The following is a 26,526-nucleotide window of genomic DNA, read 5'->3' as shown; positions in this document are numbered from 1 at the left end:
GGGCAACCACGGTTGTCATGTAGCGCGGGGCAACTTGGGCCCAACTAATTTCAGAGGACCTCCACTTGCCTATTTTTTCTATGTTGCGCAATGCCATGCTGGTGGGTGCCGGGCTGACAGTTGCTGTCAGTGTCCAGGCCGCCGGTACCGTGCATATTTATAACTGGTCCGACTACATCGGCGAGACCACCCTGGCCGATTTCCAGAAAGAGACCGGTATCAAGCCGGTTTATGACGTCTTCGATTCCAACGAAACCCTGGAAGGTAAATTGCTGGCCGGGCGTACCGGCTACGACGTGGTCGTGCCGTCGAACCACTTCCTCGGCAAGCAGATCAAGGCCGGGGCATTCCAGAAGCTCGACAAGTCGCAGCTGCCGAACTATTCGAACCTCGATCCAGTGCTGCTCAAGCGCCTGGAACAGAACGATCCGGGCAACCTGTACGCCGTGCCGTACCTGTGGGGCACCAACGGCATCGGTTACAACGTCGACAAGGTCAAGGCTGTGCTGGGCGTCGATACGATTGATTCGTGGGGCGTGCTGTTCGAGCCGCAGAACATCAAGAAGCTGCAAAGCTGTGGCGTCGCGTTCCTCGACTCCGCCGATGAAATGATGCCGACAGTGCTCAATTACATGGGCCTGAACGCTAACAGCACTGATCCCAAGGACTACGAAAAGGCCACCGCCAAGTTGCTTGCAGTGCGGCCTTACGTGACCTACTTCCATTCCTCCAAGTACATCGCGGATCTGGCCAACGGCGATATCTGCGTGGCGATCGGTTTCTCCGGCGACATCTTCCAGGCCAAGAACCGCGCCGAAGAAGCCAAGAAAGGCGTGAACATCGCCTACTCGATTCCGAAAGAGGGCGGTGCGCTCTGGTTCGACATGCTGGCGATTCCGAAGGACTCGGCCAACGTCAAGCAGGCCCACGCCTTCATCAACTATTTGCTCAAGCCTGAGGTGATTGCCCAGGTCAGCGATTACGTCGGCTATGCCAACCCTAACCCGGGGTCGGACAAACTGATGGAACAGTCCATTCGCACCGACGAAGCGGTTTATCCACCGCAAGAGGTGCTCGACAAGACCTACGTGTCGGTCGAGTTACCGCCGAATATTCAACGTTTGATGACCCGCAGCTGGACCAAGGTCAAGTCGGGTAAATAGTTTCAAGGCTCAAACTATCCAAGGTTGGCTCACCTTGAGCGAACTGCACTCTTTTTTTCGGGAGTTTCGTAAATGGCAGTTGCCTCCGGCGCCTATAAGAAAGCCCTCGAGGGCGACCAGTCACCTAAACAGGTGCTGGTCAAAATCGACCGGGTCACGAAGAAGTTCGACGAGACGATTGCCGTGGACGATGTGTCCCTGGAAATCAAGAAAGGCGAGATTTTCGCCCTGCTCGGCGGTTCGGGATCGGGCAAATCCACTTTGCTGCGCATGCTCGCAGGTTTCGAACGGCCCACGGAGGGGCGCATTTTCCTCGATGGCGTAGACATCACTGATATGCCGCCATACGAGCGGCCGATCAACATGATGTTCCAGTCCTACGCCTTGTTCCCGCACATGACCGTGGCGCAGAACATCGCCTTCGGCCTCAAGCAGGACAAGATCCCGGCTGCTGAAGTTGACGCCCGCGTGGCCGAAATGCTCAAGCTGGTACAGATGAGCCAGTACGCCAAGCGCAAGCCACACCAACTGTCCGGCGGCCAGCGTCAGCGCGTGGCACTGGCTCGTTCCCTGGCCAAGCGTCCGAAGCTGCTGTTGCTCGACGAACCGATGGGCGCACTGGACAAGAAGCTGCGTTCGCAAATGCAGCTGGAACTGGTGGAGATTATCGAGCGCGTCGGCGTAACCTGCGTCATGGTGACCCACGATCAGGAAGAGGCCATGACCATGGCCGAGCGTATCGCGATCATGCACCTGGGCTGGATCGCCCAGATCGGCAGCCCGATCGACATCTACGAAACCCCGACCAGTCGCCTGGTCTGCGAATTCATCGGCAACGTGAACATCTTCGAAGGCGAAGTGATCGACGACGCCGAAGGTCACGCGATCATTACCTGCAAAGACCTGGATCGTCAGATCTACGTCGGCCACGGCATCAGCACTTCGGTGCAGGACAAGTCGGTCACCTACGCGATCCGTCCGGAAAAACTGCTGGTCACCGCCGACATGCCGACCTGCCAGTACAACTGGTCCAGCGGCAAGGTGCACGACATCGCCTACCTGGGTGGGCACTCGGTGTTCTACGTCGAATTGCCAAGCGGCAAGCTGGTGCAGTCGTTCGTGGCCAACGCCGAGCGTCGCGGGCAGCGTCCGACCTGGGGTGATCAGGTCTACGTGTACTGGGAAGACGACAGCGGCGTGGTGCTGCGCTCATGAACATGCGCAAATTCAAGCGTCGACTCAATCGAATAATTCCCGGTGGCCGTCAGATGGTCATCGGGGTTCCCTTCATCTGGCTGTTCCTGTTCTTCATGCTGCCGTTCTTCATCGTACTGAAGATCAGCTTCGCCGAAGCGGACGTGGCCATTCCGCCATACACCGAGATCTACAGCTACGCCGAGCAGAAGCTGCAGTTGCTGCTTAACCTGGGCAACTACGCGATGCTGGCCGGTGACGAGCTGTACATCGCCGCTTACCTCGGCTCGTTGAAGATGGCGCTTTTCAGCACCATCCTCTGCCTGCTGATCGGCTACCCGATGGCCTACGGCATCTCCGTTGCCCGCAAGGAAGTGCAAACGGTGCTGGTGCTGCTGATCATGATGCCGACCTGGACCGCGATCCTGATCCGCGTTTACGCGTGGATGGGCATCCTCAGCAACAACGGCCTGCTCAACGGGTTCCTGATGAGCATGGGCTGGATCGACGAGCCGCTGCAGATCCTCAACACCAACCTGGCGGTCTACATCGGCGTGGTTTATTCCTACCTGCCGTTCATGATCCTGCCGCTGTACGCCAACCTGGTGAAGCACGACCAGAGCCTGCTGGAAGCTGCGTCGGACTTGGGTTCGAGCACGTTCAACAGCTTCTGGAAAATCACCGTGCCGCTGTCGAAAAACGGCATCATCGCCGGCTGCATGCTGGTGTTCATCCCGGTGGTGGGTGAGTTCGTGATCCCGGAACTGCTCGGTGGTCCGGAAACCCTGATGATCGGTAAAGTGCTCTGGCAAGAGTTCTTCAACAACCGTGACTGGCCGGTGGCGTCTGCCCTGGCGGTAGTGATGCTGGCGATCCTGATTGTGCCGATCATCCTGTTCAACCGCAGTCAGGCCAAGGAAATGGAGGGTAAAGAATGAAGCGCTTCCGTTTCTCCAGCCTGATGCTGGTACTGGGTCTGTTGTTCATCTACCTGCCGATGCTGATCCTGGTCATCTACTCGTTCAACGCCTCCAAACTGGTAACGGTGTGGGGCGGCTGGTCGATCAAGTGGTACGTCGGCCTGCTCGACAACAGCCAACTGATGGGCTCGGTGGTGCGCTCGCTGGAAATCGCCTGCTACACCGCCATCGCGGCGGTGGCACTGGGTACATTGGCGGCGTTCGTCCTGACGCGCATTACGCGCTTCAAGGGCCGTACCCTGTTCGGTGGCCTGGTCACCGCGCCGCTGGTCATGCCTGAGGTGATCACCGGTCTGTCGCTGTTGCTGCTGTTCGTGGCCATGGCGCAGATGATCGGCTGGCCACAGGAACGCGGCATCGTCACCATCTGGATCGCCCACACCACGTTCTGTGCGGCCTATGTGGCGGTGGTGGTCTCGGCACGCTTGCGTGAGCTGGACCTGTCCATCGAAGAAGCGGCCATGGACCTCGGTGCACGGCCGTGGAAGGTGTTCTTCCTGATCACCATCCCGATGATCGCGCCATCGCTGGCAGCGGGCGGCATGATGTCGTTCGCCCTGTCGCTGGATGACCTGGTGCTGGCGAGCTTCGTGTCCGGCCCGGGCTCCACGACCCTGCCGATGGAAGTGTTCTCGGCGGTCCGTCTGGGGGTCAAACCCGAGATCAACGCCGTGGCCAGCCTGATCCTGCTGGCGGTGTCGATCGTGACCTTCCTGGTCTGGTTCTTCAGCCGTCGCGCCGAAGAAAGCCGTCGTCGTGCGATCCAGCAGGCGATCGAAGAAGCGGCAGCCGACTCGTGGAAGCAACCGGACGTGCGTCGCGCGCAGGCGCCGGAAGCGGCTTGATCCCGAATTGGGTAGACCACATTTGAGTGGACTACCCAATTCCAATGTGGGAGCGAGCTTGCTCGCGATAGCGGACTGACATTCAACATCGATGTTGACTGTGATGCCCTCATCGCGAGCAAGCTCGCTCCCACAGGTTCTTCTGCGGTCAGGAAATCCAAGGGGATTTACGAATGACCTCGACGAAGTTCATCGGCTTGAACCCCGGCTCCTGATCCACCAGCACATCAGTCTTCACATTGCCGAACGTGGTCTGCGGACGATGGCGCAAGCCGTCGGCAAACGCGCAGATGATGCACTCCTTGAATCCCTCGCCCCGTGGATGCGCATGCACCACCGCTTCGCGCTGCACGCTGGAAAACGCCGCGTAGTCCATGCCCAGCACGTCCATTTCGACGCCAGCCGTGACCAGTGCCACGGTGGGCCGCAAATGCTGAGGAACGCCCGGCGTGGTGTGCAGGGCAATCGATAGCCAGACCTGTTCGATGTCGTCATCGCTCAGTCCGTAAGGCTTGAGGAACGCCGCTGCCGCGTTGGCACCGTCGACTTCGAAGCGCTCGTTGTCGCTGCGATGACCTTGCACCAGTCCCAGGTCATGGAACATCGCACCGACGTACAGCAACTCCGGGTTGTAGGCCAGTTGCTTGCGCTCGCCGCTCAGAGCACCGAACAGGAAGACCCGACGCGAGTGGTGGTAGAGCAGGTCGGACTCGATGTCGCGGATGTATTCGGTGGTGGCCTTGGCCAGTGCGCTGTCGGGGATCTTGATGCCGGCGATGGTGGTGCTCATGGAGTTTTCCTCGTCGTGAACGCCTTGGCGGCGCTGAGGGTTTCAGTCTGTTCCGGCCCCGGAAACCGGACAATCGATCCATGGCTGCGATCCCGGCCAATGAGCGTGCATATCGCGCCAACCTCGCTTGTTGGGCGTGGATTGGCTAGGGTGCATGCAGACCCTGTAGGAGCGAGCCTGCTCGCGATGGAGGTCAACGATGACGCCGGCTGACTGGATGAACGTGGTGCCCTCACGTGCATCGCGAACAAGCTCGCTCCTACAAAGGGACGGTGCAATCAGATCCAAATGAGGCGATTCACGTCATGAGTAAAACCGTAGCCATCGTGGTGTTCGCCGGCGTTCAGTCGCTGGATGTCACCGGCCCCATGGATGTGTTTTCCGAGGCCAATCGCTTCCTTGCCCCGCAGGATCACTATCGGCTGGAGGTGATCGGCGTCGAGCGCGGGATGATGGCGTGCTCCAACGGTTTGGCACTCAATGCCCATCGGCATTTCAGCGAAGCGCTGGAGCCGTATGACCTGTTGCTGGTGGCGGGCGGGCCGCAGTTGCCGTTCATGGATTTCGGCATGGCATTCGATGGCTGGTTGCGCGATGCCTGCGCGCGGGCCAAGCGCTTCGGCTCGATCTGCAACGGCGCGTTCATGCTCGCCCGGGCCGGATTGCTGGAGGGGCGCACGGTCACTACGCATTGGCAGGACGCATCGGATCTGGCTGCGCTGTGTCCCTCTTCCCGGGTGGAAGCGGATCGACTGTATGTTGAGGACGGCGAGCTGTTCACCTCGGCCGGGGTCACAGCGGGGATCGATCTGTCGTTGTATCTATTGGGTCGGGATCACGGGCCGGAAGTTGCACTGAGCGTCGCCAAGCGGCTGGTGGTGTTCACCCAGCGTTCGGGCGGGCAGTCGCAATTCAGCCCGTTCCTCACACCCCACGCCGAAGCGGATTCGGCGGTAGCGATGGTGCAGCATTACGTGCTGGCCAACCTGACGGGCGACCTGGCCATCGCCGACCTGGCCAATGCCGCCAACATGAGTGCGCGCAACTTCTCCCGGGTGTTTGCCAGGGAAGCGAAAATCACCCCGGCCGAGTTCGTCGAGCGAGCGAGGGTCGATGCGGCGCGCACGCTGCTGGAAAGCACCCGCGCGCCGCTCAAGACCGTGGCCTATCAATGCGGTTTTCGCGATGCCCAGCACATGCGCAGTGTGTTCAATCGCAGGTTGGGGGTGACGCCGCAGCAGTTCCGGCTGAACTTTGCGGCGATGGTTTGAGCTGAATTTGTAGGCGTCTATCAGGGCCCCATCGCGAGCAAGCTCGCTCCCACAGGTTTCTCTGGTGTTCACATAATTTGTGTTCGACACAGATCCTTGTGGGAGCGAGCTTGCTCGCGATGAGGCCGGCCCGGCCAGCAAAAATCTATGGTACAACCCGCGCCGGCAACAGCTTCAACGTACTGCGGGTATTGGCCGTGACCTCTTCTTCATTGAGATGCGCCTGGAAGTACATCCCCTCGACGTAGGCCTCGGCCTGATCATCATAGTGGCTGTTGAACAGGACTCCGCTCTGGCCGACCGGGTTGATGGTCAGGCTGTGGGCCGGGTCGGCGAAGTCGATCAGGCGCCGGGTCGAAGGGCCGTAGGTGACGGGCCAGGGTGCCGGTCCGATTTTCGCCGAGAGGTTGTTCGGCACTTCATGACTGCCGGGTGCGGCGAAGGGGCCGACATTGAAGAACAGGTCCAGCGGTTTTTGCTGCCCGAGCGGATGGCCATGGGTCAATGTGTGCGCGCTGCCCCACTGCCATTGCGAGGAGTCTGCGCCGAGAGTGCTCTTGAGGTGCGCGAGGCTGGCTTGCCAGGCGACCTTCACCGTGTCGGCACGGGTTTCCTTGCCGAGGGTGCTGCGGTTGTCCCACCACGGCGAATCGGCGCTGGCGGCAAGGCGGGGGAGCGCGGCGTCGATCACCCGGGTCGAGAGCAGCGTTTCGAAGAAGTCGTTACCCAGTTCATCGCGCATCGTCGCGTCAGTCAGGTTGAACAGGAACTGGTTGAACAGCGTGGCGCTGGTCGAGTCGAGCGGGTAATCGCCTTTCCACTGGGCCAGTTGCTCCACGAGTTTGAGTTCGGCGGGATCGCTCACCACTTCGCGCAACACCGGCAACAGCGGTGCCAACAGGCGCGGGCCGTAGGCGGTAGTGGTGCCCAGTTGCAGTTTCTGGCTGTTTTCCAGGTCCCATTTGATCGCTTTGTCGCTGAGCTGGCGATTGAGTTGCTGACCGCGATCGGCAAGGTTGTAGTAGCCGGGAATCTCCATGCCGGTTGGCGACACCGGCTGGAAGTTGGCCGAGACGATGTAGCCCCGGGCCGGGTTTTCTTCCTGAGGGTTGGCGCTGAACGGGTAGAAGCCATCCTTGTCCGCCTCGGCGGTGCTGCCGTCGAGGATGAACCACGGGCGTACACCCGTCGGGCGTTTAGGCAATTGCGCCGCCGCCCACCAGCCGATATCTCCCTTGGCATTGGCCCAGACAACGTTCAGGCCCGGGGCCTGGATTTTTGCCGCGGCACCACGGGCTTTGGCCAGGGTGTCGGCACGATTGAGCTGGTAGAAACCCTCCAGGATCGGGTTCTGGCTTTCGAGAAATGCCCACCACATGGCAATCGGCGTTTTACCGACGCCGCTGCCCAAGGCATCGTTGACGATCGGGCCGTGGGGCGACTGACGCAACACCAGGGTGACTGGCGCCTGGCCCTTGACTGCGATCTGCTGCTCGCTGGTCGTCATGTCCACCCACTTGCCGCGATACCAGACCTGATTGGGGTTGTCCGGGTTGACCTTCTCGGCGATCAGGTCGAGGTCGTCATTCTGGAACATGGTGATGCTCCAGCCGAAGTCGTGGTTCATGCCCAGCGACGCAAACGGCATCAAGGCCTGATAGTGGCCGTAGAGTTCGAAGCCGGGCGCCGAGAGCTGCGCTTCGTACCACACCGACGGCGCGGAAAAACGGATATGCGGATCACCCGCCAGCAGCGGCTTGCCGCTTTGGGTCCGGCTACCCGCGACGACCCAGGCGTTGCTGCCCTCGAACTGTGGCAGGCCGTTGTCAGCCAGGGCTTGTTCGCTCAAGCGGGCGAGGGCGTTGAGGTCTTTCCAGTCGGCGCTGGCCAAGGTGGTGCCGGTCCCGTTGAGCACGCCCTTGGGCTGCCAGTCGAGATCGAAGATGTTCAGGTATTGGGGCCCCAGTTGATCGCGCACGAATGTCAGCAGGGGTTCGGTACGAAATGCCGCAGCAAAACTGTAGGCCATGTAGCCGGCGATGCTGATGGTGTCCTGGGCCGTGAACGGGCGTTTTGGAATGCCCAGCACATCGAACTCCACGGGTTTGGCGTGGCTGTCCTGATACTGGTTGATACCGTCCAGATAGGCTTGCATGGCGATGAAGGAGGGCGACTGCTTGTCGAGGTTCGCCAGGTAAGTTTCTGCGCGTTCGCGAATGCGCAGGCTGCGCATCAGTTTGTCGGTGTCGAGCAGCTTCGGCCCGAGCACTTCAGCCAGTTCGCCACGGGCCAGGCGACGCAGGACTTCCATCTGGAACAGGCGGTCCTGGGCATGCACGTAGCCGAGTGCGCGGTACAGGTCGGTTTCGTTGTCGGCGCGGATGTGCGGGATGCCACGCTCGTCGTAGCGCACGGTGACGGAGCCTTGCAGGTGTTGCAGTTCCACCATGCCCTGACGTGACGGCTGCTTGCTGTAGAGGTACCAGCCGGCTCCAGAGGCCAGCACGACGATCAGCAGAGCGAGAGCGGTCAGGCTGCGTTTCATAAGAGTCCTTGTTGTTATTGTGATTCCTGATGCCACTGTGTAACACGGGGTGCCGATTTGGCGCATCGCCCGTAGGAGGGATTCGTATTACCGCGTCTTTCCCTATTTAGTTGGATCGACAGGCCACGGGCAGTAACAACCCACGGCCAGTGTGTGCGTGGCACTCACCGCACGGCCTTCATCCAGCGCTTGCAGGATCGGCTCGATAAAGCTGTTGCTCGAGTTGCAGGTCAGGCCTTCGCTGTAGGGGCCGAAGTACGCCAGTTTGCCGCTGCGATCCCAGATCGCCACGGCCGGGCTGGCGGGGATCTGTTCTGAGCCGGGCAGGATGTCGATGGTTTTGAGGCTGCTCAAGGTGCTCGGCAATTGGCCGTGGCTACCGGGTTTTTGCACGGCATAGAATTCCACGCCATGGGGTAGGTAGCGCTCCACCAGTTCGGTCAGGTGTTGTTGATTGCCGACATTGCACGGGCAGGCCGGGTCCCAGAAATGCACAAGGCGGATGGCGCCAGGGCCGGCGAGGGATTCGGGAAGGCGTAGCGGATCACCGGAAAACATCGCGGTGTGCTCGCTGAACGCCCGCAGGTAACGCCCCTGAAACCAGTCGTAGGCCGCCCACAATACGCCAGCACACACCACGGCGAGCAGGCTGGCAAACAGGGGGGCGCGAAGGGGCGAGCGCATCGGTTCAATCCTCGAAGGGTGGCTAGCTTGCCATGCTTGCCGCGACAGATGAATATCGCAGGCCTATAAAGTCCGTTTCACGTTCTGGAATCGTCCATGCCGGCTACTTTCGACCCTGATCTTCTACGTGCAAGCCTGCTGCCATTGGCTGCCGGGCAGCCGTTGTCGGCGCAGGCGCAGGCTTACCAGCGATTCTACGGGCTGGATTTTGCCCCGCGTCAGGTGCGCAGCGGCCTTGGGCGATTCGAGGTCGACGGTTATGAGCTGGTCAGCCAGTTCTGGTGGCCCGAGCGAGCCAAGGCGACGCTGTTTGTCATCCACGGTTTCTACGACCACACCGGGCTCTATCGGCATGTGATCGAGTGGGCGCTGGACCAGGGCTTTGCGGTGATTGCCTGCGACTTGCCGGGGCATGGCCTGTCCAGTGGCGAACGGGCGAGCATCAAGGATTTCGCCGAGTATCAGGACGCATTGCAAGGGTTGTTCCGCGAGGCGCAATCCCTCGACTTGCCGCAGCCGTGGCACTTGTGCGGGCAGAGCACCGGCGGGGCGATCGTGATCGATCATGTGTTGAATGCGGGGGCGAGCAGCCCGGCCCAGGGCCAGGTGATTTTGCTGTCGCCGCTGGTGCGGCCGCGGGCGTGGGGTTGGTCGCAACTGAGTTACTACCTGCTCAAGCCTTTCGTCAAAGCCATCGCCCGGCGTTTCAGCGAGAACTCCAACGACCCGGCCTTTCTGCCGTTTCTGCAGGCCGATCCGTTGCAGCCGTTGCGCCTGCCGACAGCCTGGGTGGGTGCGTTGGCGCGCTGGATCAAACGCATCGAGGCCGCACCCATGAGCACCCGCCGGCCGCTGATCGTGCAGGGGCAGGCCGACATGACGGTGGATTGGGAGCACAACCTGGAAGTGTTGCGGGGCAAGTTTGATCGGCCGCAGGTGCTGATGCTGCCCGAGGCACGACATCATCTGGCGAATGAGACGCTGGTGATGCGGCAGGAGTATTTCGGGTTTTTGACCCGGCGGATCAAGGGTCGCAATCCCTAGTGCCTGTTCCGGCCCCATCGCGAGCAAGCTCGCTCCCACAATGGGCCGGCGTACGCAGATCCAATGTGGGAGCGAGCTTGCTCGCGATAGCGATCGGTCAGGTGCCGAAGATCACTGGGTCAGGTTCGAATTGCTCTGCCCCACCGCCAACCCCGCCCGAATCGCCGCCAGCGCCGCTTGATAATAAGCCTGGCCTTCCGCCGATTCGGCAAAGGTTGCGAACTCTTCCAGTTCGTTGTCCGACAGGTCGCGATAGACATACAGCAGTGTGTTGTTGAGGTCGCTACCGATCTGCTCCATCAGGCGCTGGCGCTGGCCGTTGAGCATGCCCTGCGCCTGACCGGCACCGAGCAATCCCGGGATCATTGAACTCAAGCTATCGGCGGCGACGCCAGCAATCGCCAGACTGACTTCCGCACCGGCCTCGCGAGCGGGCAGGGCTTGTGCCAAATGGCCGATGATCAACATGCGGCTGTCGCTGGCCTGCATCTTTGGCAGACCCTTGGCGTTTTTTGCCAGTTGGTCGCGACGGGTCGCCAGCAACTCGGCGGCGACGATTTTCTTGCCCAAGGGCGACTGGAAAAACGTCAGCGCGGGTTTGGGGTCGGCGAGGTTCTTGCGCAATTGCGCTTCGGCACGCTGGTCCACGGCCTTGGCGGAAAATCGCTGATTGCTGTTGCTGACCAGTGCCTGAAACACCGCCGGCGGCAGGCTGCCCTGGTAGCGTTGCTGAGCAGCCGAGAGGGCATCGCTGAAATGCGCGCGTTGTTCCGGCCAGCCGGCGACCTTGTACAACTGATCGTGGCCGTCTGCCCAGGCGGGCAAAACGCAGAACATCAGCAGGGATAAAAGCAAACGGCGCATAGGGACTCCAGTCAGCAGGCGACTATTCTCCGTGTGGCACCCCTGCTTGTCGAGAATTCGTATCAACCCGCTGCGCGGCTCTGTCGGATTTCCGGGCACAGGAATACTATGCGCGCCATGCAAATATCCTCTGATCACCCGCTGCTGCTACGAATCGTCGACGACCTGGCCGAGCACGGCTGGTCGCAGCAGAATATTTTCCTGCCTCAGGACTTGACCCGAGAGCTGGCGGCCGAGTGTCGCAAACGTGCTGCCGAGGGTCAGCTGGCTCCGGCCGCCGTGGGTCGTGGGCCGTCATCGGAGATCCGCGAAGGGATTCGTGGCGACCATATCCAGTGGATCGACCCCGGCCAGGCCGAGGCGTGCGACAGCTATTTGAGTTTGATGGACAGCCTGCGCGAGGCGATCAATCGCGGTCTGTTTCTCGGCCTGGAGGATTTCGAAAGCCATTTTGCGATGTACCCGCCCGGCGCCTTCTACCTGAAGCACGTCGACCGTTTTCGCGATGACGACCGGCGCATGATTTCGGCGGTGGTTTATCTCAATGACGGCTGGCTTCCCGAACACGGCGGCCAGTTGCGCATGTACCTCGACAATGATCGCGTCTACGACGTGGAACCTGTCGGTGGCTGCCTGGTGGTGTTTCTCTCCGGCGAGGTTCCCCACGAAGTCCTGCCCGCGACCCGGGATCGCCTGTCGCTGACCGGCTGGTTCCGCCGGCGCGGCAACGAGCCGTTCTGATCATGCAGAAAATTCTCGTCAGCCGCTGCCTTTTGGGCCACCGCGTCCGTTACGACGGTGGGGCCAGCGGGCCGTTCGATCAGCTTCAGCAGTGGCTTGATGAGGGGCGGGTCGTGCCGTTGTGCCCGGAGGTGGCAGGTGGATTGCCAACACCTCGGGCGGCGGCGGAAATTCCAGGCGGGCAGGGCACGCAAGTCCTCGATGGCCAGGCGTTGGTGATCACCACCGAGGGTGAGGACGTTAGTGCGCAGTTTCTGTCGGGGGCGTATCAGGCACTGGAGCTGGTAAAAAAGCATGGCATCCGCATCGCCGTCCTCAAGGCCAACAGCCCTTCCTGCGGCAATTTGCTGACCTATGACGGGACGTTCAGCGGCGTGAAAGTCAGTGGCGAGGGCGTGACGGCGGCGCTACTCAACCGTCACGGGGTGCAGGTGTTCAGTGAGCTGGAGTTGCCGCAGGCGGCACAGGCGTTGGCAATGCTCGATTAACGAGCGACACAAGACACTGTGGGAGCGAGCTTGCTCGCGATGAGGCCAGTCCAGTCAACATTGATGTTGAATGTCAGGCCGCCATCGCGAGCAGGCTCGCTCCTACAGGATCAGCTTTCACTCCAGATCTGCAACACTTCAAGGCTTGGGCACCATACCCGCATCCGCCCCCAGCCACTTCTGTTCCAGCGCTTGCAGTCGCCCGTCATCCTTGATTCGTTGCAATGCGTTTTCCAGGCTGGCTTGGAACGCCGGATTACCCTTCTGAAACGGAATCGCCAGGTTCACGGCCGGGTTGGTTTTGGGCTTCTCTTCCGTCAGCGATTGGACCAGCAAAATGGAGCGAGGCTCTTCTTTCTGCGCGATCAATTGCGCATTGGTTTGAATGTAAGGTTCGCTGAAGTCGAAACGATCCTTGAGATCTGGGGTCACTGCTATGTGGTTGATAGCGATGTCGTATTTGCCGCTTTCGACGCCGGTCAGCAGATCGCTGCCGTCGGTGACAACGAAGTCGGCCCGGACATCGAGTTCACTTGCCAACAGTTGGCCCAACTCGATTTCGAAGCCGGTGAGCTTGTCGTCATCCTTGAAATTGAACGGGGGAGTGTTGGCTTCAACGGCAATGCGCAATTCGCCCCGGTCGTTGACGTCATCAATCAATTCGGCATGAGCCAAAGGGCTCAGAAGGGGTAGCAGGCAGATCAGGCCAGGCAGAAAGCGCATGGTCACTCCTTTGAATTTATTATCGCGATCCTCTGATTCAGGCTCGCTTTGCTATGGTTGTCGAGTGCCTTCGACAACGAATGGCCATGAAGTTGTCATGGTCACGCGAATTTTACGGAAAAACTGGAGAAGAGAATGAAAACCTTTATGTCACGTGCTGCTTTGGCTGGCCTGTTGATGGGTGTTTCGGTGCTGGCCAGTGCAACGCCGGCTCCGAAGGGCGCCGAAGTGTCCATCGTGTCTCCCAAGGATGGTGCGACGGTTCCACAGACGGTCGTCGTCAAGTTCGCTGTCGAGAACGTTGCCCTGGCACCGGCGGGCAATACCACCAAGAACACCGGTCATCACCACTTGCTGATCGACGTCGACGAACTGCCAGCCGCCGGTGCGCCGATTCCCAAAGATGCCAACCACCAGCATTTCGGCAACGCGCAGACCCAGGCTGAAGTAACGCTCACGCCGGGCAAACACACCTTGCAGCTTGAACTGGGCGATAGCAACCACATGCCGTTCGATCCGCCGATCGTTTCCGAGAAGATCACCGTCAACGTCAAGTAACGTTGTAGCGTGAATGAAAAAGGGAGCCCGAAGGCTCCCTTTTTTGTCGCTCAAGTCGCGATCAGAACAGCACCCGGCTACGGATGGTGCCCTTGACGTGTTGCAGCTTCTCTTGCGCCAGGTCCGAGTACTCGGCGTCGACGTCGATCACCACGTAGCCGACCTTCTCGTTGGTCTGCAGGAACTGACCGGAGATGTTGATGCCGTTTTCGGCGAAGACTTTGTTGATCTCGCTGAGCACGCCCGGAATGTTTTCGTGGATGTGCAGCAGGCGGTGCTTGCCAGGGTGAGCCGGCAGGGCCACTTCCGGGAAGTTCACGGACGATACCGACGTACCGTTGTCGCTGTACTTGACCAGTTTTTCCGCCACTTCCAGACCGATGTTGGCCTGGGCTTCAGCGGTGGAACCACCGATGTGCGGGGTCAGGATCACGTTGTCCAGGCCACGCAGCGGGCTTTCGAACTCTTCGTCGTTGGAGCGTGGCTCCACCGGGAATACGTCGATGGCCGCGCCGATCAGGTGCTTGTCCTTGATGGCAGCCGCCAGGTGGTCCAGTTCGACCACGGTGCCGCGGGCGGCGTTGATCAGGATGCCGCCTTTCTTGATGGCGCGGATTTCCTTCTCGCCCATCATCCACTGGGTGGCGGCGGTTTCCGGTACGTGCAGCGAAACGATGTCGGACATCGCCAGCAGCTCGTGCAGGTTGCCTACCTGAGTGGCGTTACCCAGTGGCAGCTTGGTGATGGTGTCGTAGAAGTACACCTGCATGCCCAGGCCTTCCGCCAGGACCGACAGTTGAGTACCGATCGAGCCGTAACCGACGATGCCCAGCTTCTTGCCGCGGATCTCGAAGGAGTTGGCCGCGCTCTTGATCCAGCCGCCACGGTGGCAGGAAGCGTTCTTCTCAGGGATGCCGCGCAGCAGCAGGATCGCTTCGGCCAGCACCAGCTCCGCTACGGAACGGGTGTTGGAGTACGGTGCGTTGAACACCGCGATGCCGCGTTCGCGGGCCGCGTCCAGGTCGACCTGGTTGGTGCCGATGCAGAAACACCCTACAGCCACGAGCTTCTTCGCGTGATCGAAGATCTCTTCGGTCAGTTGAGTGCGGGAGCGAATGCCGATGAAGTGAGCATCAGCGATCTTTTCCTTGAGCTGGGCTTCCGGCAGAGAACCAGTGAGGTACTCGATGCTGGTGTAGCCCGCCGCCTTGAGGACGTCGACAGCCGATTGGTGGACGCCTTCGAGAAGAAGGAACTTGATCTTGCTCTTATCGAGAGAAGTCTTGCTCATCTGCGTAAACCTGTATCCCGGAGAAAAATGGCAGGAAAGGGAGCAGCCCGGAGCTGACCCGCACGGCAGGAAAGCCGTCACCGCAGAACAGCCCTTGGGCACTATCCTGCGGGGTCGTTATGCTAGCATATGCACCCCGCTAAACACTCATTCCTGCGACGTGAAGCGTTCTCAGGATGACCATGAATTGTTCGAGAGTTCTGTCGATGACCAATCCTGCCCTGATTGAAGAGCTGAAGACCCTGGTTGAGCCTGGCAAGGTGCTGACCGATGCCGACTCCCTGAATGCTTACGGAAAGGATTGGACCAAGCATTTCGCCCCGGCCCCGACCGCCATCGTGTTCCCCAAGACCACCGAGCAGGTCCAGGCCATAGTCCTGTGGGCCAACAAACACAAGGTGGCGCTGGTGCCGTCGGGTGGTCGTACCGGTCTTTCCGCAGCAGCGGTGGCGGCCAATGGTGAAGTGGTCGTGTCGTTCGACTACATGAACCAGATCCTCGACGTGAACCTCACTGACCGTACCGCCGTGTGTCAGCCGGGCGTGGTCACCGAGCACCTGCAGAACGTGGCCGAAGAAAACGGCCTGTACTACCCGGTGGACTTCGCTTCCGCAGGTTCGAGCCAGATTGGCGGCAATATCGGCACCAATGCCGGCGGGATCAAGGTGATTCGCTACGGCATGACCCGTAACTGGGTTGCCGGCATGAAAGTGGTCACCGGCAAGGGCGACGTGCTGGAGCTGAACCGCGACCTGATCAAGAACGCCACCGGCTACGACATGCGTCAGCTGTTCATCGGCGCCGAAGGCACCCTCGGGTTCGTGGTCGAAGCGACCATGCGCCTGGACCGCGCGCCGAAAAACCTCACCGCCATGGTCCTCGGCACCGCCGATTTCGACTCGATCATGCCGGTGCTGCACGCCTTCCAGAGCAAGCTTGACCTGACCGCCTTCGAATTCTTCTCCGACAAAGCCCTGGCCAAAGTCATGGCTCGTGGCGATGTGCCGGCGCCGTTCGAATCCGATTGCCCGTTCTACGCGCTGCTGGAATTCGAAGCGACCACCGAAGAAGTGGCCAACCACGCCCTGGAAACCTTCGAACACTGCGTCGAGCAGGGCTGGGTGCTGGACGGCGTGATGAGCCAGAGCGAAACCCAGTTGCAGAACCTGTGGAAGCTGCGCGAATACATCTCCGAAACCATTTCCCACTGGACGCCGTACAAGAACGACATTTCGGTCACCGTATCGAAAGTTCCGGCATTCCTGAAGGAAATCGACGCGATCGTCGGTGAACACTACCCGGATTTCGAAATCGTCTGGTTCGGCCACATCGGCGACGGCAACCTGCACTTGAACATCCTCAAGCCGGATAACCTGAGCAAGGATGAGTTCTTCGCCAAGTGCGCCACCGTCAACAAGTGGGTGTTCGAAACCGTCGAGAAGTACAACGGTTCGATCTCCGCCGAGCACGGCGTGGGCATGACCAAGCGTGACTACCTGACCTACAGCCGCTCGCCGGTCGAGATCGAGTACATGAAAGCCGTCAAGGCGGTGTTCGACCCGAACGGCATCATGAACCCGGGCAAGATTTTCGCTGTTTGATTTTCGAACTTTAAGAGCCAACGAAGCAGGAGTCGGTAATGAGCTATCAGCACCAGTATGTCGACGGTACGCGCATTCACTTCCCGTTGGGGAAAGTGGTGTGCATCGGCCGTAACTACGCCGAACACGCCAAGGAACTGGACAATCCGGTGCCGACCGAGCCACTGCTGTTCATCAAGCCGGGCAGTTGCGTGGTGCCGCTGGAAGGTGGTTTCAGCATTCCGACCGAACGCGGTTCGGTGCATTACGAAGCGGAAATCGCGGTGTTGATCGGCAAGCCGTTGTCGACCAAACCGAGCCGCGAAGAAGTGCTCGACGCCATCTCCGGTTTCGCTCCAGCCCTGGACCTGACCCTGCGCGACAAGCAGGCCGAGCTGAAATCCAAGGGCTTGCCCTGGGAAATCGCCAAGTCCTTCGATGGTGCGGCAGTGCTTGCTCCGTTCGTGTCCGGCAGCACGTTTGCCGACCTGACCGACATCGGCATCCGCCTGACCATCAACGGTGAAGTGCGCCAGGACGGCAACAGCAGCGCGATGCTCAACCCGATTGTGCCGATGATCCAGCACATGGCCGGCTGCTTCTCGTTGCAGGCCGGGGACGTGATCCTCACCGGCACGCCAGTGGGCGTTGGCCCGCTGAATGTCGGTGACGAGATCGTTCTGGAATTGCCGGGCGCCAGCAGTTTCACCAGCAGCGTTCGCTAGATGTAACACCGCTGTACCCTGTGGGAGCGAGCCTGCTCGCGATAGCGGTCTGTCATTCAATATCTTTGTTGGCTGACACGCCCCCATCGCGAGCAGGCTCGCTCCCACATTGGTTTTTCCAGGGGTTGTAAAAGGCTCACCCTGTCATTTCCCGTTTTTTTCACATCCAGTCTGGATAATTTCAGGGCTTTCGGCCTCTGAGCCGGCCCCAAACTGTGCTATTACCCCTAGCCTGAATTTCTGGAACGCATTCCCCGATGGCCACTTCTCCGCTTTCCACGCTTGAACCTGTCCGCCGTTCGCGCTTCGCCCTGCGTTGGCACACCTGGCTACTGCTGGTGGCCGTTGTCGCCTACGGCGTTGCATTCGCCATGCACTGGGATGCGCGGGCCGTGCTCTGGGTGAAAGAGCAATTCAAGAGCCCGGCCGAGCGCCAGGCGAGCATCTGGCTGCCGGACTATCGTGCGGTGATCGATGCCAAGCCGTTGCCGGGCATGGAGAAGGATGAAGCATCGGACATGGTCTACGACCCTCAGACCAAGACTCTGTTTTCGGTCATGGGCAAGAACCCGTTCCTGGTCGAATTGAACCTGCAGGGCGATGTGCTGCGCAAAATGCCGTTGGTGGGCTGGAGCAACCCTGAGGGCGTCACCGTGCTTGGCGACGGCCGGCTGGCCATTGTCGATGAGCGCGAGCATCTGATCGCTATCGTCAAGGTCGATGCCGATACCCGCGAATTGAATATGGCCGACTTCCCGAAATACGACCTCGGGCCTTCCAGCGACCAGAACAAGGCGTTCGAGGGTGTCACCTGGGACCCGAGCAATCAGCAACTGCTGCTGGGCGAAGAGCGCCCGCCGGCATTGTTTGCCTGGAAAGGTGACGGCAAGGTCCTGACCGGCGACAAGCTGAAGCTAGCCAGCCATGCACTGGACATGCGCAACCTGTCTGCCTTGGCCGTCGACCCGCGGACTGGCCACATGCTGGTGTTGTCCGCCGACTCGCACCTGTTGCTGGAGCTGGACAAGAAGGGTGAGCAGGTCAGTTTCATCACCCTGCTGCGTGGCTTCAACGGCCTGAAAAATACCATTCCCCGTGCCGAAGGCGTGACCATGGATGAAGCGGGCACGCTGTACATGGTGAGTGAGCCGAACCTGTTTTATCGCTTCGAAAAACAGAAGTAACCAACGCCTGCGCTGATTGCCTGTACGTAAAAGGCCGGCGGCCATTAAGCTTCAGTTCAGACGGGCGTGATATTTCATCCGCCTGTTTTGACCCCGAGCCCACCCGAATGCGTCGATTTGCCCGCCCCAAATCCCTGATCCTGATCCTGTCGGTGATCTTGCTGATCGCATTGATAGCGATCGCCCAGTACATGCGCCTGTTCGAGCGTACCTGGTTCAATCTGCATACGCTGTGGCAGCCGGTGAGTTCCCGGTCGATGGGCCTGGACCAATACCAGGTCGTGACCGAGGCGCAGGTGATCGATGGCCTGGCCGACAACGTTTCAGCGCTGACCTACGACCCGGTACGCAAAAGCCTGTTCACCGTCACCAACAAACGAAGCGAGCTGATCGAGTTGTCCCTCGACGGCAGGATCTTGCGTCGTGTGGCGCTGGTCGGTTTCGGCGATCCGGAGGCGGTGGAGTTCATCAGCGAAGATATCTACGTGGTCACTGACGAAAGTCAGCAGCGGCTGATCAAGATTCGTCTGGAGCAGGACACCACTTTCGTTGATGCGGCAGATGCCGAGCAGATGACCATTGGCGTTCACATGGGCGGCAACAAGGGCTTCGAGGGCCTGGCTTACGATTCAGTGGGCAAGCGCCTGTTCGTCGCCAAGGAGCGCAACCCGATGCTGATCTACGAGGTGCACGGTTTTCCGCGCTTCAATCCTGAAGAATCCTACTCGGTGCACGTGATCAACGACCCCAAGCGTGATGCCGGGATGTTCGTGCGGGACCTGTCGAGCCTGCAATACGATGAGCGCAGCGGGCATTTGCTGGCGCTGTCGGATGAGTCGCGATTGATTCTGGAGCTGGATGTGGATGGGCGGCCGCTGAGCACAATGTCATTGAGCAAGGGACGCCATGGCCTGCAAAAAACCGTGCCGCAAGCGGAGGGGATCGCCGTGGACGACGACGGTACGCTGTACATCGTCAGCGAGCCGAACCTGTTCTACGTGTTCAAGAAACCCACGCAACTCTGACCGACACCACAAAACACTGTGGGAGCGAGCTTGCTCGCGATAGCGGTCTGTCATTCAACATCTCAGTCGACTGACACGGCCTCATCGCGAGCAAGCCCGCTCCCACAGGTTTTTTCATCTGCCCACAAAAGTGTGGGTGGTCCAGGTTACTCGGCGCGCAGGGTCTTCACGCCTTCGCTGGTCCCCAGCAACAACAGATCCGCCGGGCGTGCCGCGAACAAACCGTTGGTGACCACGCCGACGATCGCATTGATCTGTGTCTCCAGCTCCACCGGATTGGTGATCTGCATGTTGAACACGTCGAGGATGATGTTGCCGTTGTCGGTCAGCACGCCTTCGCGGTAAACCGGGTCGCCGCCGAGCTTCACCAGCTCGCGGGCCACGTGGCTGCGGGCCATCGGGATCACTTCCACCGGCAGCGGGAAAGTACCGAGGACCGGCACCAGTTTGCTGGCGTCGGCGATGCAGATGAAGGTCTTGGCCACGGCCGCGACAATCTTCTCGCGGGTCAGGGCAGCGCCGCCGCCCTTGATCAGGTTCAGGTGCTCGTCGCTTTCATCGGCGCCGTCGACGTAGAACTCCAGATCGCTGACGGTGTTCAGTTCGTACACCGGAATCCCGTGGCCCTTGAGACGCGCGGCGGTGGCTTCGGAACTGGCGACGGCGCCGTCGAATGCGCCCTTGTGCTTGGCCAGCGCGTCGATGAAGCAGTTGGCGGTGGAGCCGGTGCCGACCCCGACGATGCTCTTGTCGTCGAGTTTCGGAAGGATGAAGTCGACGGCGGCCTGAGCCACTGCCTGTTTGAGTTGATCCTGGTTCATGCGGGCTCCGGGGTGCCTGGGAGGGGACGAAAGGCCGGCATTATAGGCTTCGGGGCGGGGAAGGTCATTGCCCGATTGGCAGGTCGTGACTGTTCCCTGTAGGAGCGAGCCTGCTCGCGATGGTCGTGAACGATAACGCGTAAAACCGGACAGCCAGCGGCGCCCTCGAGTTTTTCGCGAGCAGGCTCGCTCCTACAGGGTGGTCGCACGCCTGAAAGCCGGGTTAGACTCCTTGGTCCTGCCCAACCCGCTCAGTGATGCTTTCCGATGCTTGAACAGTACGTCAAAAAGATCCTCACCTCGCGCGTTTATGACGTTGCCGTAGAAACTCCGTTGCAGTCTGCCCGCCAGCTCTCCGAGCGGCTGGGCAACAGCATTTGGCTCAAGCGCGAAGACTTGCAGCCGGTGTTCTCGTTCAAGATTCGCGGCGCCTACAACAAGTTGACCCAGTTGAGCGACGAAGAACGCGCTCGCGGCGTGGTCACCGCGTCGGCGGGCAACCATGCCCAGGGCCTGGCCCTGGCGGCGAAGGTGTTGGGCGTGAAAGCGACCATCGTCATGCCCAAGACCACCCCGGAGATCAAGGTCGAAGGCGTGCGCTCCCGTGGCGGCAAAGTGGTGCTGCACGGCGACTCGTTCCCGGAAGCCCTGGCCTACTCGCTGAAACTGGTCGACGAAAAAGGCTACGTCTACATTCACCCGTACGACGATCCCCACACCATTGCCGGGCAGGGCACCGTGGCGATGGAGATTCTGCGCCAGCACCCGCAGCCATTGGATGCGATTTTCGTCCCGGTGGGTGGCGGCGGCCTGATCGCCGGCATCGCGGCGTACGTGAAGTACCTGCGCCCGGACATCAAGATCATCGGCGTCGAACCGGATGACTCCAATTGCCTGCAAGCGGCCATGGCGGCCGGCGAGCGCGTGGTACTGCCGACCGTAGGCCTCTTCGCCGACGGTGTTGCGGTGGCCCAGATCGGTCAGCACACCTTTGACATCTGCAAAGACCATGTCGATGAAGTGATCACCGTCAGCACCGATGAAATCTGCGCCGCCATCAAGGATATCTACGACGATACCCGCTCGATCACCGAACCTGCCGGCGCCTTGGGCGTGGCCGGGATCAAGAAATATGTCGAGCAGCGCGGCGTCAGCGGCCAGACCTTCGTGGCCATCGACTCCGGGGCCAACGTCAACTTCGATCGCCTGCGCCACGTCGCTGAGCGTGCGGAGCTGGGCGAGGGCCGCGAAGCGATCATCGCCGTGACCATTCCCGAGAAACCGGGCAGCTTCAAGGCGTTCTGCGAGGCCATAGGCAAGCGCCAGATCACCGAATTCAACTACCGCTACAACACCGGCAGCGAAGCGCACATCTTTGTCGGCGTGCAGACCCACCCGGAAAACGACCCGCGCAGCGCGCTGATCGCCAGTCTGAGCGAGCAGGGTTTCCCGGTGCTGGACCTGACCGACAACGAACTGGCCAAGCTGCACATCCGCCACATGGTCGGCGGGCGTGCGGCGCATGTGGTCGACGAAGTGATCCTGCGTTTCGAATTCCCGGAGCGTCCGGGTGCGCTGTTCAACTTCCTCAACAAGCTGGGCGGGCGTTGGAACATCTCAATGTTCCACTACCGCAACCATGGCGCGGCGGATGGTCGGGTCGTCGCGGGCCTGCAGGTGCCCCACGACGAGCGCCACCTGGTGCCGGCGGCGCTGGAAGAAATCGGTTACCCGTACTGGGACGAAAGCGACAACCCGGCCTATCAGCTGTTTCTTGGCTGAACGGCTACGCTGACGGGCAAGGCAATAAGGAAATCTGACAATGGAAACGTTAACTGCTCTGAAAGCGGCGCACATGGTGGCGACAGTTGTACTGCTGGCTTGTGCGCTGGGGCTGGGAGTTTGGGTTTTGCTGGCGCGGCGCAAGGGTGACGCGACGGCGGGTAGTCGCACCTTGCAGCGGCCAAGGGTGTTTGTCTGGCTGCTGATGGGCCTGGCGCTGCTGAGCATGCCGTTTACCGGCTGGTGGATGGTGCACCTGGTGGGCTGGCCGCTGGGGCAGACCTGGTTGCTGGCCTCCAGCGTGTTGTACACCGTGGCGGCACTGGCGTGGTTCTGGCTGCTGGTGCGGCTCAACAAACTGCGCAAGACACCGGGTGGCGTGGGGAAATTCACCTTTGCCTTGGCGTTGTTCAGCTTTGTCTGCTTTGTCGCCATTGCGGGGTTGATGGGCGCCAAGCCTGTGTAGGAGCAGCCGGTCGACGCTCGATTGCTCGCGAAAAACTCAAGATCGCCGCGGGGCATCAGGTGCCCCGCGTTATCGTTAACGACCATCGCGAGCAAGCTCGCTCCTACAGTAAGGCGATATCAGCCGCGCAGGCTGATCACCGGCCAGCCACGCTTTTCGGCCTCGGCCCGCAGGTTCGGATCCGGATCGACCGCCACCGGATGGGTCACCTGCTCCAGCAACGGAAAATCATTCATCGAATCGCTATAGAAGTAGCTGTCTTCCAGCGTAAACCCGGTTTCCTCCAGCCAGCGATTCAAGCGCGTAACCTTGCCCTCGCGGAAGCACGGCACGTCGGTGCTGCGCCCGGTGTAGCGGCCATCGACCATTTCGCATTCTGTGGCGATCAGGGTTTCGACCCCCAGGCGCTCGGCAATGGGCCCGGTGACGAAGCGGTTGGTCGCCGTGATGATCACCAGTTTGTCGCCGGCATCGCGGTGCTTCTTCAGCAGCTCAAGCCCCTTGGGCAGCACGATCGGTTCGATGCAGTCGCGCATGTAATCGCTGTGCCACTGATCCAGCGTGGCCATTTCAGTGCGGCCGAGTACTTCCAGGCAGAAGTTCAGGTAAGCAGCGTTATCCAGTTTGCCGGCCAGGTAATCCTGGTAGAACGCATCGTTGCGAGTCTTGTAGGCGACGGCGTCGAGAAAGCCGCGTTCGCACAGGTAATCGCCCCAAGCGTGATCGCTGTCACCGCCCAGAAGGGTGTTGTCCAAATCGAATAAAGCCAGGCGCATTGCAGTTACCCGCTGAAAAGTCAGTAAAAAGGCGACAAGAATACGGTCTTTTCACAAGAGTGCACATAAGGTAGGAACCTTCGTTGCCGCCTTCACAACCTTTGTGGAACAATGCGGCGACATGCGTTTGCGAGGTTGTTGCCGTGATCGACCCCGATGGTTTTCGCCCCAATGTCGGGATCATTCTGACGAATGACGCCGGCCAGGTGCTATGGGCTCGCCGAATCAATCAAGATGCCTGGCAGTTTCCGCAGGGGGGAATCAACCCCGAAGAGACGCCGGAAGACGCCTTGTACCGCGAGCTGAACGAAGAAGTAGGCCTTGAGCGCGAAGATGTTGAAATTCTCGCCTGCACCCGGGGCTGGTTGCGCTATCGTTTGCCGCAACGTCTGGTACGTACCCACAGCCAACCGCTGTGCATCGGCCAGAAACAGAAATGGTTTCTCCTGCGCCTGGTCTCCAACGAGCAGCGGGTGCGGATGGATTTGACCGGTAAACCGGAATTCGATGGCTGGCGCTGGGTCAGCTATTGGTATCCGTTGGGCCAGGTGGTGACATTCAAGCGCGAGGTGTATCGACGCGCTCTCAAAGAGCTTGCCCCGCGCCTTTTAGCGCGCGACTGACGACGGAGTTCGACCCCGAGCCATGCTCAATACGCTGCGCAAGATCGTCCAGGAAGTTAACTCCGCCAAGGATCTCAAGGCGGCGTTGGGGATTATTGTGTTGCGCGTCAAAGAGGCCATGGGCAGCCAGGTCTGCTCGGTCTACCTGCTTGATCCGGAGACCAACCGGTTCGTACTGATGGCCACCGAGGGCTTGAACAAGCGCTCGATCGGCAAGGTCAGCATGGCCCCCAACGAAGGTCTGGTGGGTCTGGTCGGCACGCGTGAAGAACCCCTGAACCTCGAAAACGCCGCGGACCACCCGCGCTATCGCTACTTCGCCGAAACCGGTGAAGAGCGTTTCGCTTCGTTCCTCGGCGCGCCGATTATCCACCACCGTCGCGTCGTCGGCGTGTTGGTCATCCAGCAAAAAGAGCGTCGCCAGTTCGATGAAGGGGAAGAAGCCTTCCTCGTGACCATGAGCGCGCAGTTGGCCGGCGTTATCGCCCATGCCGAGGCCACAGGCTCCATCCGTGGCCTGGGTCGTCAGGGCAAGGGCATCCAGGAAGCCAAGTTCGTCGGTGTGCCGGGCTCGCCGGGTGCCGCGGTCGGTACTGCGGTGGTCATGCTACCGCCCGCTGACCTGGACGTGGTGCCGGACAAGACCATCACCGACATCGACGCCGAACTGGGGCTGTTCAAGACCGCCATCGAGGGCGTGCGCGCCGACATGCGCACCTTGTCCGCCAAGCTTGCCACGCAGTTGCGCCCGGAAGAGCGGGCCTTGTTCGACGTCTACCTGATGATGCTCGACGATGCTGCGCTGGGCAGCGAAGTGACCACCGTGATCAAGACCGGCCAGTGGGCCCAGGGTGCGTTGCGCCAGGTGGTCACCGATCACGTCAACCGTTTCGAATTGATGGACGACGCTTACCTGCGCGAGCGTGCATCCGACGTCAAGGATCTCGGTCGTCGCTTGCTGGCTTATTTGCAGGAAGAGCGTCAGCAAACCCTGGTCTACCCCGACAACACCATTCTGGTCAGCGAAGAACTGACGCCGGCGATGCTCGGCGAGGTGCCGGAAGGCAAGCTGGCCGGCCTGGTGTCGGTACTCGGTTCCGGTAACTCCCACGTCGCGATCCTGGCCCGCGCCATGGGCATCCCGACCGTGATGGGCCTGGTCGACCTGCCGTACTCCAAGGTCGACGGCATCCAGATGATCGTCGACGGCTACCACGGCGAGGTCTACACCAACCCGAGTGAAGTGCTGCGCAAGCAGTTCGCCGAGGTGGTCGAGGAAGAGAAACAACTGGCCCTGGGGCTGGATGCGCTGCGCGATCTGCCGTGCGTGACGGTCGATGGCCACCGCATGCCGCTGTGGGTCAACACCGGCCTGCTGGCGGATGTGGCGCGTGCGCAGAAGCGTGGTGCCGAAGGCGTGGGCCTGTACCGCACCGAAGTGCCGTTCATGATCAACCAGCGTTTCCCGAGCGAAAAGGAACAACTGGCGATCTACCGCGAGCAACTGTCTGCGTTCCACCCGCAACCCGTCACCATGCGCACCCTGGACATCGGCGGCGACAAGTCACTGTCGTACTTCCCGATCAAGGAAGACAACCCGTTCCTCGGCTGGCGCGGCATTCGCGTCACCCTCGACCACCCGGAAATCTTCCTGGTGCAGACCCGTGCCATGCTCAAGGCCAGCGAAGGCCTGAACAACTTGCGGATTCTGCTGCCGATGATCTCCGGCACCCATGAATTGGAAGAAGCGCTGCACCTGATCCACCGCGCCTGGGGCGAAGTACGCGACGAAGGCTGCGACGTGCCGATGCCGCCGATTGGCGTGATGATCGAGATTCCGGCGGCGGTGTACCAGACCAAAGAACTGGCGCGGCAAGTGGATTTCCTGTCGGTCGGTTCCAACGACCTGACCCAGTACCTGCTGGCCGTGGACCGCAACAACCCGCGAGTGGCCGACCTCTACGATTACCTGCACCCGGCGGTGCTTCAGGCGCTGCAGAACGTGGTGCGTGATGCCCATGCCGAAGGCAAGCCAGTGAGCATCTGCGGTGAAATGGCCGGTGATCCGGCGGCGGCGGTGCTGTTGATGGCGATGGGGTTCGACAGCCTGTCGATGAACGCCACCAACTTGCCGAAAGTGAAGTGGATGCTGCGCCAGATCAACCTGAGCAAGGCCAGGGAATTGCTGGCGGAGCTAATGACCATCGATAACCCGCAAGTGATTCACAGCTCGTTGCAGCTGGCGCTGAAGAACCTCGGGTTGGCGCGGATGATCAATCCGGCAGCAATCAAGCCCCTCTAAAACGCTGATGGCCCCATCGCGAGCAAGCTCGCTCCCACACTGGATCTGTGAACGCCGCAAA

At 60.6% G+C, this 26,526-nt stretch carries 25 protein-coding genes; 17 read left to right on the top strand and 8 right to left on the bottom strand.

Annotated features, from left to right (window positions below):
- The first annotated feature begins 65 nt into the window (after nucleotides 1–65).
- The 4 genes from J4D25_RS24115 to J4D25_RS24100 all read left to right on the top strand — a co-directional run bounded on the left by J4D25_RS24115 (nucleotide 66) and on the right by J4D25_RS24100 (nucleotide 4,182).
- Nucleotides 66–1,163: a polyamine ABC transporter substrate-binding protein gene (locus J4D25_RS24115; protein ID WP_057712852.1), complete on the top strand. Its 1,098-nt coding sequence runs from the start codon at nucleotides 66–68 to the stop codon at nucleotides 1,161–1,163.
- 72 nt (nucleotides 1,164–1,235) lie between these two features.
- Nucleotides 1,236–2,378 (top strand): ABC transporter ATP-binding protein, encoded by a 1,143-nt coding sequence (locus J4D25_RS24110; protein ID WP_057712853.1) that lies wholly within the window; start codon nucleotides 1,236–1,238, stop codon nucleotides 2,376–2,378.
- Nucleotides 2,379–2,413: 35 nt separating this feature from the next.
- Nucleotides 2,414–3,295, top strand: a complete 882-nt coding sequence (locus J4D25_RS24105) for an ABC transporter permease subunit (protein WP_191622238.1) — start codon at nucleotides 2,414–2,416, stop codon at nucleotides 3,293–3,295.
- Nucleotides 3,292–4,182, top strand: a complete 891-nt coding sequence (locus J4D25_RS24100) for an ABC transporter permease subunit (protein ID WP_057712854.1) — start codon at nucleotides 3,292–3,294, stop codon at nucleotides 4,180–4,182. Before J4D25_RS24105 ends, J4D25_RS24100 begins: the two co-directional genes overlap by 4 nt.
- A 148-nt stretch (nucleotides 4,183–4,330) precedes the next feature.
- Here J4D25_RS24100 and J4D25_RS24095 read toward each other — a convergent pair whose 3' ends face one another.
- Entirely contained in the window at nucleotides 4,331–4,972 is a 642-nt protein-coding gene (locus J4D25_RS24095; protein ID WP_057712855.1) for an HD domain-containing protein, read from the bottom strand.
- Nucleotides 4,973–5,277: 305 nt separating this feature from the next.
- Between J4D25_RS24095 and J4D25_RS24090 the strand changes: the two genes are divergently transcribed.
- Nucleotides 5,278–6,243: a GlxA family transcriptional regulator gene (locus J4D25_RS24090; protein ID WP_057712856.1), complete on the top strand. Its 966-nt coding sequence runs from the start codon at nucleotides 5,278–5,280 to the stop codon at nucleotides 6,241–6,243.
- Nucleotides 6,244–6,388: 145 nt separating this feature from the next.
- Here J4D25_RS24090 and J4D25_RS24085 read toward each other — a convergent pair whose 3' ends face one another.
- Together J4D25_RS24085 and J4D25_RS24080 are read right to left on the bottom strand one after the other, a co-directional pair.
- Nucleotides 6,389–8,788, bottom strand: coding sequence for a penicillin acylase family protein (locus J4D25_RS24085; protein ID WP_057712857.1), 2,400 nt, complete (start codon nucleotides 8,786–8,788; stop codon nucleotides 6,389–6,391).
- Between the two features lie 102 nt (nucleotides 8,789–8,890).
- The gene (locus J4D25_RS24080) at nucleotides 8,891–9,472 is read right to left on the bottom strand and encodes a DUF6436 domain-containing protein (protein WP_057712858.1); all 582 of its coding nucleotides are present in this window, start codon (nucleotides 9,470–9,472) and stop codon (nucleotides 8,891–8,893) included.
- A 96-nt stretch (nucleotides 9,473–9,568) separates the two neighbouring features.
- Between J4D25_RS24080 and J4D25_RS24075 the strand changes: the two genes are divergently transcribed.
- Complete coding sequence (locus J4D25_RS24075) at nucleotides 9,569–10,516, top strand: alpha/beta hydrolase (protein WP_057712859.1); 948 nt, start codon at nucleotides 9,569–9,571, stop codon at nucleotides 10,514–10,516.
- A 111-nt stretch (nucleotides 10,517–10,627) separates the two neighbouring features.
- On the opposite strand, the gene J4D25_RS24070 is transcribed toward J4D25_RS24075, so the two are convergent.
- Nucleotides 10,628–11,380 (bottom strand): DUF2059 domain-containing protein, encoded by a 753-nt coding sequence (locus J4D25_RS24070; protein ID WP_057712860.1) that lies wholly within the window; start codon nucleotides 11,378–11,380, stop codon nucleotides 10,628–10,630.
- Between the two features lie 108 nt (nucleotides 11,381–11,488).
- Between J4D25_RS24070 and J4D25_RS24065 the strand changes: the two genes are divergently transcribed.
- Both J4D25_RS24065 and J4D25_RS24060 read left to right on the top strand, forming a co-directional pair.
- Nucleotides 11,489–12,121, top strand: coding sequence for a 2OG-Fe(II) oxygenase (locus tag J4D25_RS24065; RefSeq protein WP_057712861.1), 633 nt, complete (start codon nucleotides 11,489–11,491; stop codon nucleotides 12,119–12,121).
- 2 nt (nucleotides 12,122–12,123) lie between these two features.
- Nucleotides 12,124–12,609: a DUF523 domain-containing protein gene (locus tag J4D25_RS24060; RefSeq protein WP_057712862.1), complete on the top strand. Its 486-nt coding sequence runs from the start codon at nucleotides 12,124–12,126 to the stop codon at nucleotides 12,607–12,609.
- A 138-nt stretch (nucleotides 12,610–12,747) separates the two neighbouring features.
- Here the strand turns inward: J4D25_RS24060 and J4D25_RS24055 are convergent, their stop codons facing one another.
- Nucleotides 12,748–13,332 carry a transporter substrate-binding domain-containing protein gene (locus tag J4D25_RS24055; protein ID WP_057712863.1) on the bottom strand — a complete coding sequence of 195 codons (585 nt, stop codon included), beginning with the start codon at nucleotides 13,330–13,332 and terminating at the stop codon, nucleotides 12,748–12,750.
- Nucleotides 13,333–13,467: 135 nt separating this feature from the next.
- Here J4D25_RS24055 and J4D25_RS24050 point away from each other — a divergent pair, with 135 nt between their 5' ends.
- A complete protein-coding gene (locus tag J4D25_RS24050) occupies nucleotides 13,468–13,890 on the top strand; it encodes a DUF4399 domain-containing protein (RefSeq protein ID WP_057712864.1) in 423 nt (140 codons plus the stop codon).
- 61 nt (nucleotides 13,891–13,951) lie between these two features.
- Here J4D25_RS24050 and serA read toward each other — a convergent pair whose 3' ends face one another.
- Nucleotides 13,952–15,181, bottom strand: coding sequence for a phosphoglycerate dehydrogenase (serA, locus tag J4D25_RS24045; protein ID WP_007976393.1), 1,230 nt, complete (start codon nucleotides 15,179–15,181; stop codon nucleotides 13,952–13,954).
- A gap of 206 nt (nucleotides 15,182–15,387) precedes the next feature.
- Between serA and J4D25_RS24040 the strand changes: the two genes are divergently transcribed.
- From J4D25_RS24040 to J4D25_RS24025, 4 genes are all read left to right on the top strand, one after another.
- The gene (locus tag J4D25_RS24040; protein ID WP_032829505.1) at nucleotides 15,388–16,782 is read left to right on the top strand and encodes an FAD-binding oxidoreductase; all 1,395 of its coding nucleotides are present in this window, start codon (nucleotides 15,388–15,390) and stop codon (nucleotides 16,780–16,782) included.
- A 38-nt stretch (nucleotides 16,783–16,820) separates the two neighbouring features.
- Complete coding sequence (locus J4D25_RS24035) at nucleotides 16,821–17,486, top strand: fumarylacetoacetate hydrolase family protein (RefSeq protein ID WP_056726437.1); 666 nt, start codon at nucleotides 16,821–16,823, stop codon at nucleotides 17,484–17,486.
- Between the two features lie 257 nt (nucleotides 17,487–17,743).
- Nucleotides 17,744–18,670, top strand: a complete 927-nt coding sequence (locus tag J4D25_RS24030; RefSeq protein WP_057712865.1) for an SdiA-regulated domain-containing protein — start codon at nucleotides 17,744–17,746, stop codon at nucleotides 18,668–18,670.
- 107 nt (nucleotides 18,671–18,777) lie between these two features.
- A complete protein-coding gene (locus J4D25_RS24025) occupies nucleotides 18,778–19,695 on the top strand; it encodes an SdiA-regulated domain-containing protein (protein ID WP_057712866.1) in 918 nt (305 codons plus the stop codon).
- Nucleotides 19,696–19,841: 146 nt separating this feature from the next.
- On the opposite strand, the gene rpiA is transcribed toward J4D25_RS24025, so the two are convergent.
- On the bottom strand, nucleotides 19,842–20,516 hold the full coding sequence (gene rpiA, locus J4D25_RS24020; protein WP_046039153.1) for a ribose-5-phosphate isomerase RpiA: 675 nt from the start codon (nucleotides 20,514–20,516) through the stop codon (nucleotides 19,842–19,844).
- A gap of 267 nt (nucleotides 20,517–20,783) precedes the next feature.
- Between rpiA and ilvA the strand changes: the two genes are divergently transcribed.
- The gene (gene ilvA / locus J4D25_RS24015) at nucleotides 20,784–22,298 is read left to right on the top strand and encodes a threonine ammonia-lyase, biosynthetic (RefSeq protein ID WP_057712867.1); all 1,515 of its coding nucleotides are present in this window, start codon (nucleotides 20,784–20,786) and stop codon (nucleotides 22,296–22,298) included.
- 40 nt (nucleotides 22,299–22,338) lie between these two features.
- On the top strand, nucleotides 22,339–22,764 hold the full coding sequence (locus J4D25_RS24010; protein WP_057712868.1) for a DUF2269 domain-containing protein: 426 nt from the start codon (nucleotides 22,339–22,341) through the stop codon (nucleotides 22,762–22,764).
- A 119-nt stretch (nucleotides 22,765–22,883) separates the two neighbouring features.
- Here the strand turns inward: J4D25_RS24010 and J4D25_RS24005 are convergent, their stop codons facing one another.
- Nucleotides 22,884–23,540, bottom strand: a complete 657-nt coding sequence (locus J4D25_RS24005; RefSeq protein WP_057712869.1) for an HAD family phosphatase — start codon at nucleotides 23,538–23,540, stop codon at nucleotides 22,884–22,886.
- Nucleotides 23,541–23,683: 143 nt separating this feature from the next.
- Between J4D25_RS24005 and J4D25_RS24000 the strand changes: the two genes are divergently transcribed.
- Both J4D25_RS24000 and ptsP read left to right on the top strand, forming a co-directional pair.
- On the top strand, nucleotides 23,684–24,163 hold the full coding sequence (locus tag J4D25_RS24000) for an RNA pyrophosphohydrolase (RefSeq protein WP_053163553.1): 480 nt from the start codon (nucleotides 23,684–23,686) through the stop codon (nucleotides 24,161–24,163).
- 22 nt (nucleotides 24,164–24,185) lie between these two features.
- Complete coding sequence (gene ptsP / locus J4D25_RS23995) at nucleotides 24,186–26,465, top strand: phosphoenolpyruvate--protein phosphotransferase (protein ID WP_057712870.1); 2,280 nt, start codon at nucleotides 24,186–24,188, stop codon at nucleotides 26,463–26,465.
- Nucleotides 26,466–26,526 lie beyond the last annotated feature (61 nt).

The organism is Pseudomonas sp. GW456-L13, from assembly GCF_017350115.1.
Lineage (GTDB): Bacteria > Pseudomonadota > Gammaproteobacteria > Pseudomonadales > Pseudomonadaceae > Aquipseudomonas > Aquipseudomonas jessenii.
Note: the sequence above shows the minus strand (reverse complement) of the source record. Positions and strands in the feature narration are given on the sequence as shown.

Excerpts from the sequence above, each read along its gene's own strand:
- rpiA (WP_046039153.1), bottom strand. The coding sequence starts at position 20,516 with ATGAACCAGGATCAACTCAAACAGGCAGTGGCTCAGGCCGCCGTCGAC.
- J4D25_RS24095 (WP_057712855.1), bottom strand. The coding sequence starts at position 4,972 with ATGAGCACCACCATCGCCGGCATCAAGATCCCCGACAGCGCACTGGCC.
- ilvA (WP_057712867.1), top strand. The coding sequence starts at position 20,784 with ATGCTTGAACAGTACGTCAAAAAGATCCTCACCTCGCGCGTTTATGAC.
- J4D25_RS24025 (WP_057712866.1), top strand. The coding sequence starts at position 18,778 with ATGCGTCGATTTGCCCGCCCCAAATCCCTGATCCTGATCCTGTCGGTG.
- J4D25_RS24065 (WP_057712861.1), top strand. The coding sequence starts at position 11,489 with ATGCGCGCCATGCAAATATCCTCTGATCACCCGCTGCTGCTACGAATC.
- J4D25_RS24050 (WP_057712864.1), top strand. The coding sequence starts at position 13,468 with ATGAAAACCTTTATGTCACGTGCTGCTTTGGCTGGCCTGTTGATGGGT.
- serA (WP_007976393.1), bottom strand. The coding sequence starts at position 15,181 with ATGAGCAAGACTTCTCTCGATAAGAGCAAGATCAAGTTCCTTCTTCTC.
- J4D25_RS24030 (WP_057712865.1), top strand. The coding sequence starts at position 17,744 with ATGGCCACTTCTCCGCTTTCCACGCTTGAACCTGTCCGCCGTTCGCGC.
- ptsP (WP_057712870.1), top strand. The coding sequence starts at position 24,186 with ATGCTCAATACGCTGCGCAAGATCGTCCAGGAAGTTAACTCCGCCAAG.
- J4D25_RS24080 (WP_057712858.1), bottom strand. The coding sequence starts at position 9,472 with ATGCGCTCGCCCCTTCGCGCCCCCCTGTTTGCCAGCCTGCTCGCCGTG.
- J4D25_RS24100 (WP_057712854.1), top strand. The coding sequence starts at position 3,292 with ATGAAGCGCTTCCGTTTCTCCAGCCTGATGCTGGTACTGGGTCTGTTG.
- J4D25_RS24060 (WP_057712862.1), top strand. The coding sequence starts at position 12,124 with ATGCAGAAAATTCTCGTCAGCCGCTGCCTTTTGGGCCACCGCGTCCGT.
- J4D25_RS24075 (WP_057712859.1), top strand. The coding sequence starts at position 9,569 with ATGCCGGCTACTTTCGACCCTGATCTTCTACGTGCAAGCCTGCTGCCA.
- J4D25_RS24040 (WP_032829505.1), top strand. The coding sequence starts at position 15,388 with ATGACCAATCCTGCCCTGATTGAAGAGCTGAAGACCCTGGTTGAGCCT.
- J4D25_RS24005 (WP_057712869.1), bottom strand. The coding sequence starts at position 23,540 with ATGCGCCTGGCTTTATTCGATTTGGACAACACCCTTCTGGGCGGTGAC.
- J4D25_RS24070 (WP_057712860.1), bottom strand. The coding sequence starts at position 11,380 with ATGCGCCGTTTGCTTTTATCCCTGCTGATGTTCTGCGTTTTGCCCGCC.
- J4D25_RS24090 (WP_057712856.1), top strand. The coding sequence starts at position 5,278 with ATGAGTAAAACCGTAGCCATCGTGGTGTTCGCCGGCGTTCAGTCGCTG.
- J4D25_RS24110 (WP_057712853.1), top strand. The coding sequence starts at position 1,236 with ATGGCAGTTGCCTCCGGCGCCTATAAGAAAGCCCTCGAGGGCGACCAG.
- J4D25_RS24010 (WP_057712868.1), top strand. The coding sequence starts at position 22,339 with ATGGAAACGTTAACTGCTCTGAAAGCGGCGCACATGGTGGCGACAGTT.
- J4D25_RS24035 (WP_056726437.1), top strand. The coding sequence starts at position 16,821 with ATGAGCTATCAGCACCAGTATGTCGACGGTACGCGCATTCACTTCCCG.
- J4D25_RS24085 (WP_057712857.1), bottom strand. The coding sequence starts at position 8,788 with ATGAAACGCAGCCTGACCGCTCTCGCTCTGCTGATCGTCGTGCTGGCC.
- J4D25_RS24055 (WP_057712863.1), bottom strand. The coding sequence starts at position 13,332 with ATGCGCTTTCTGCCTGGCCTGATCTGCCTGCTACCCCTTCTGAGCCCT.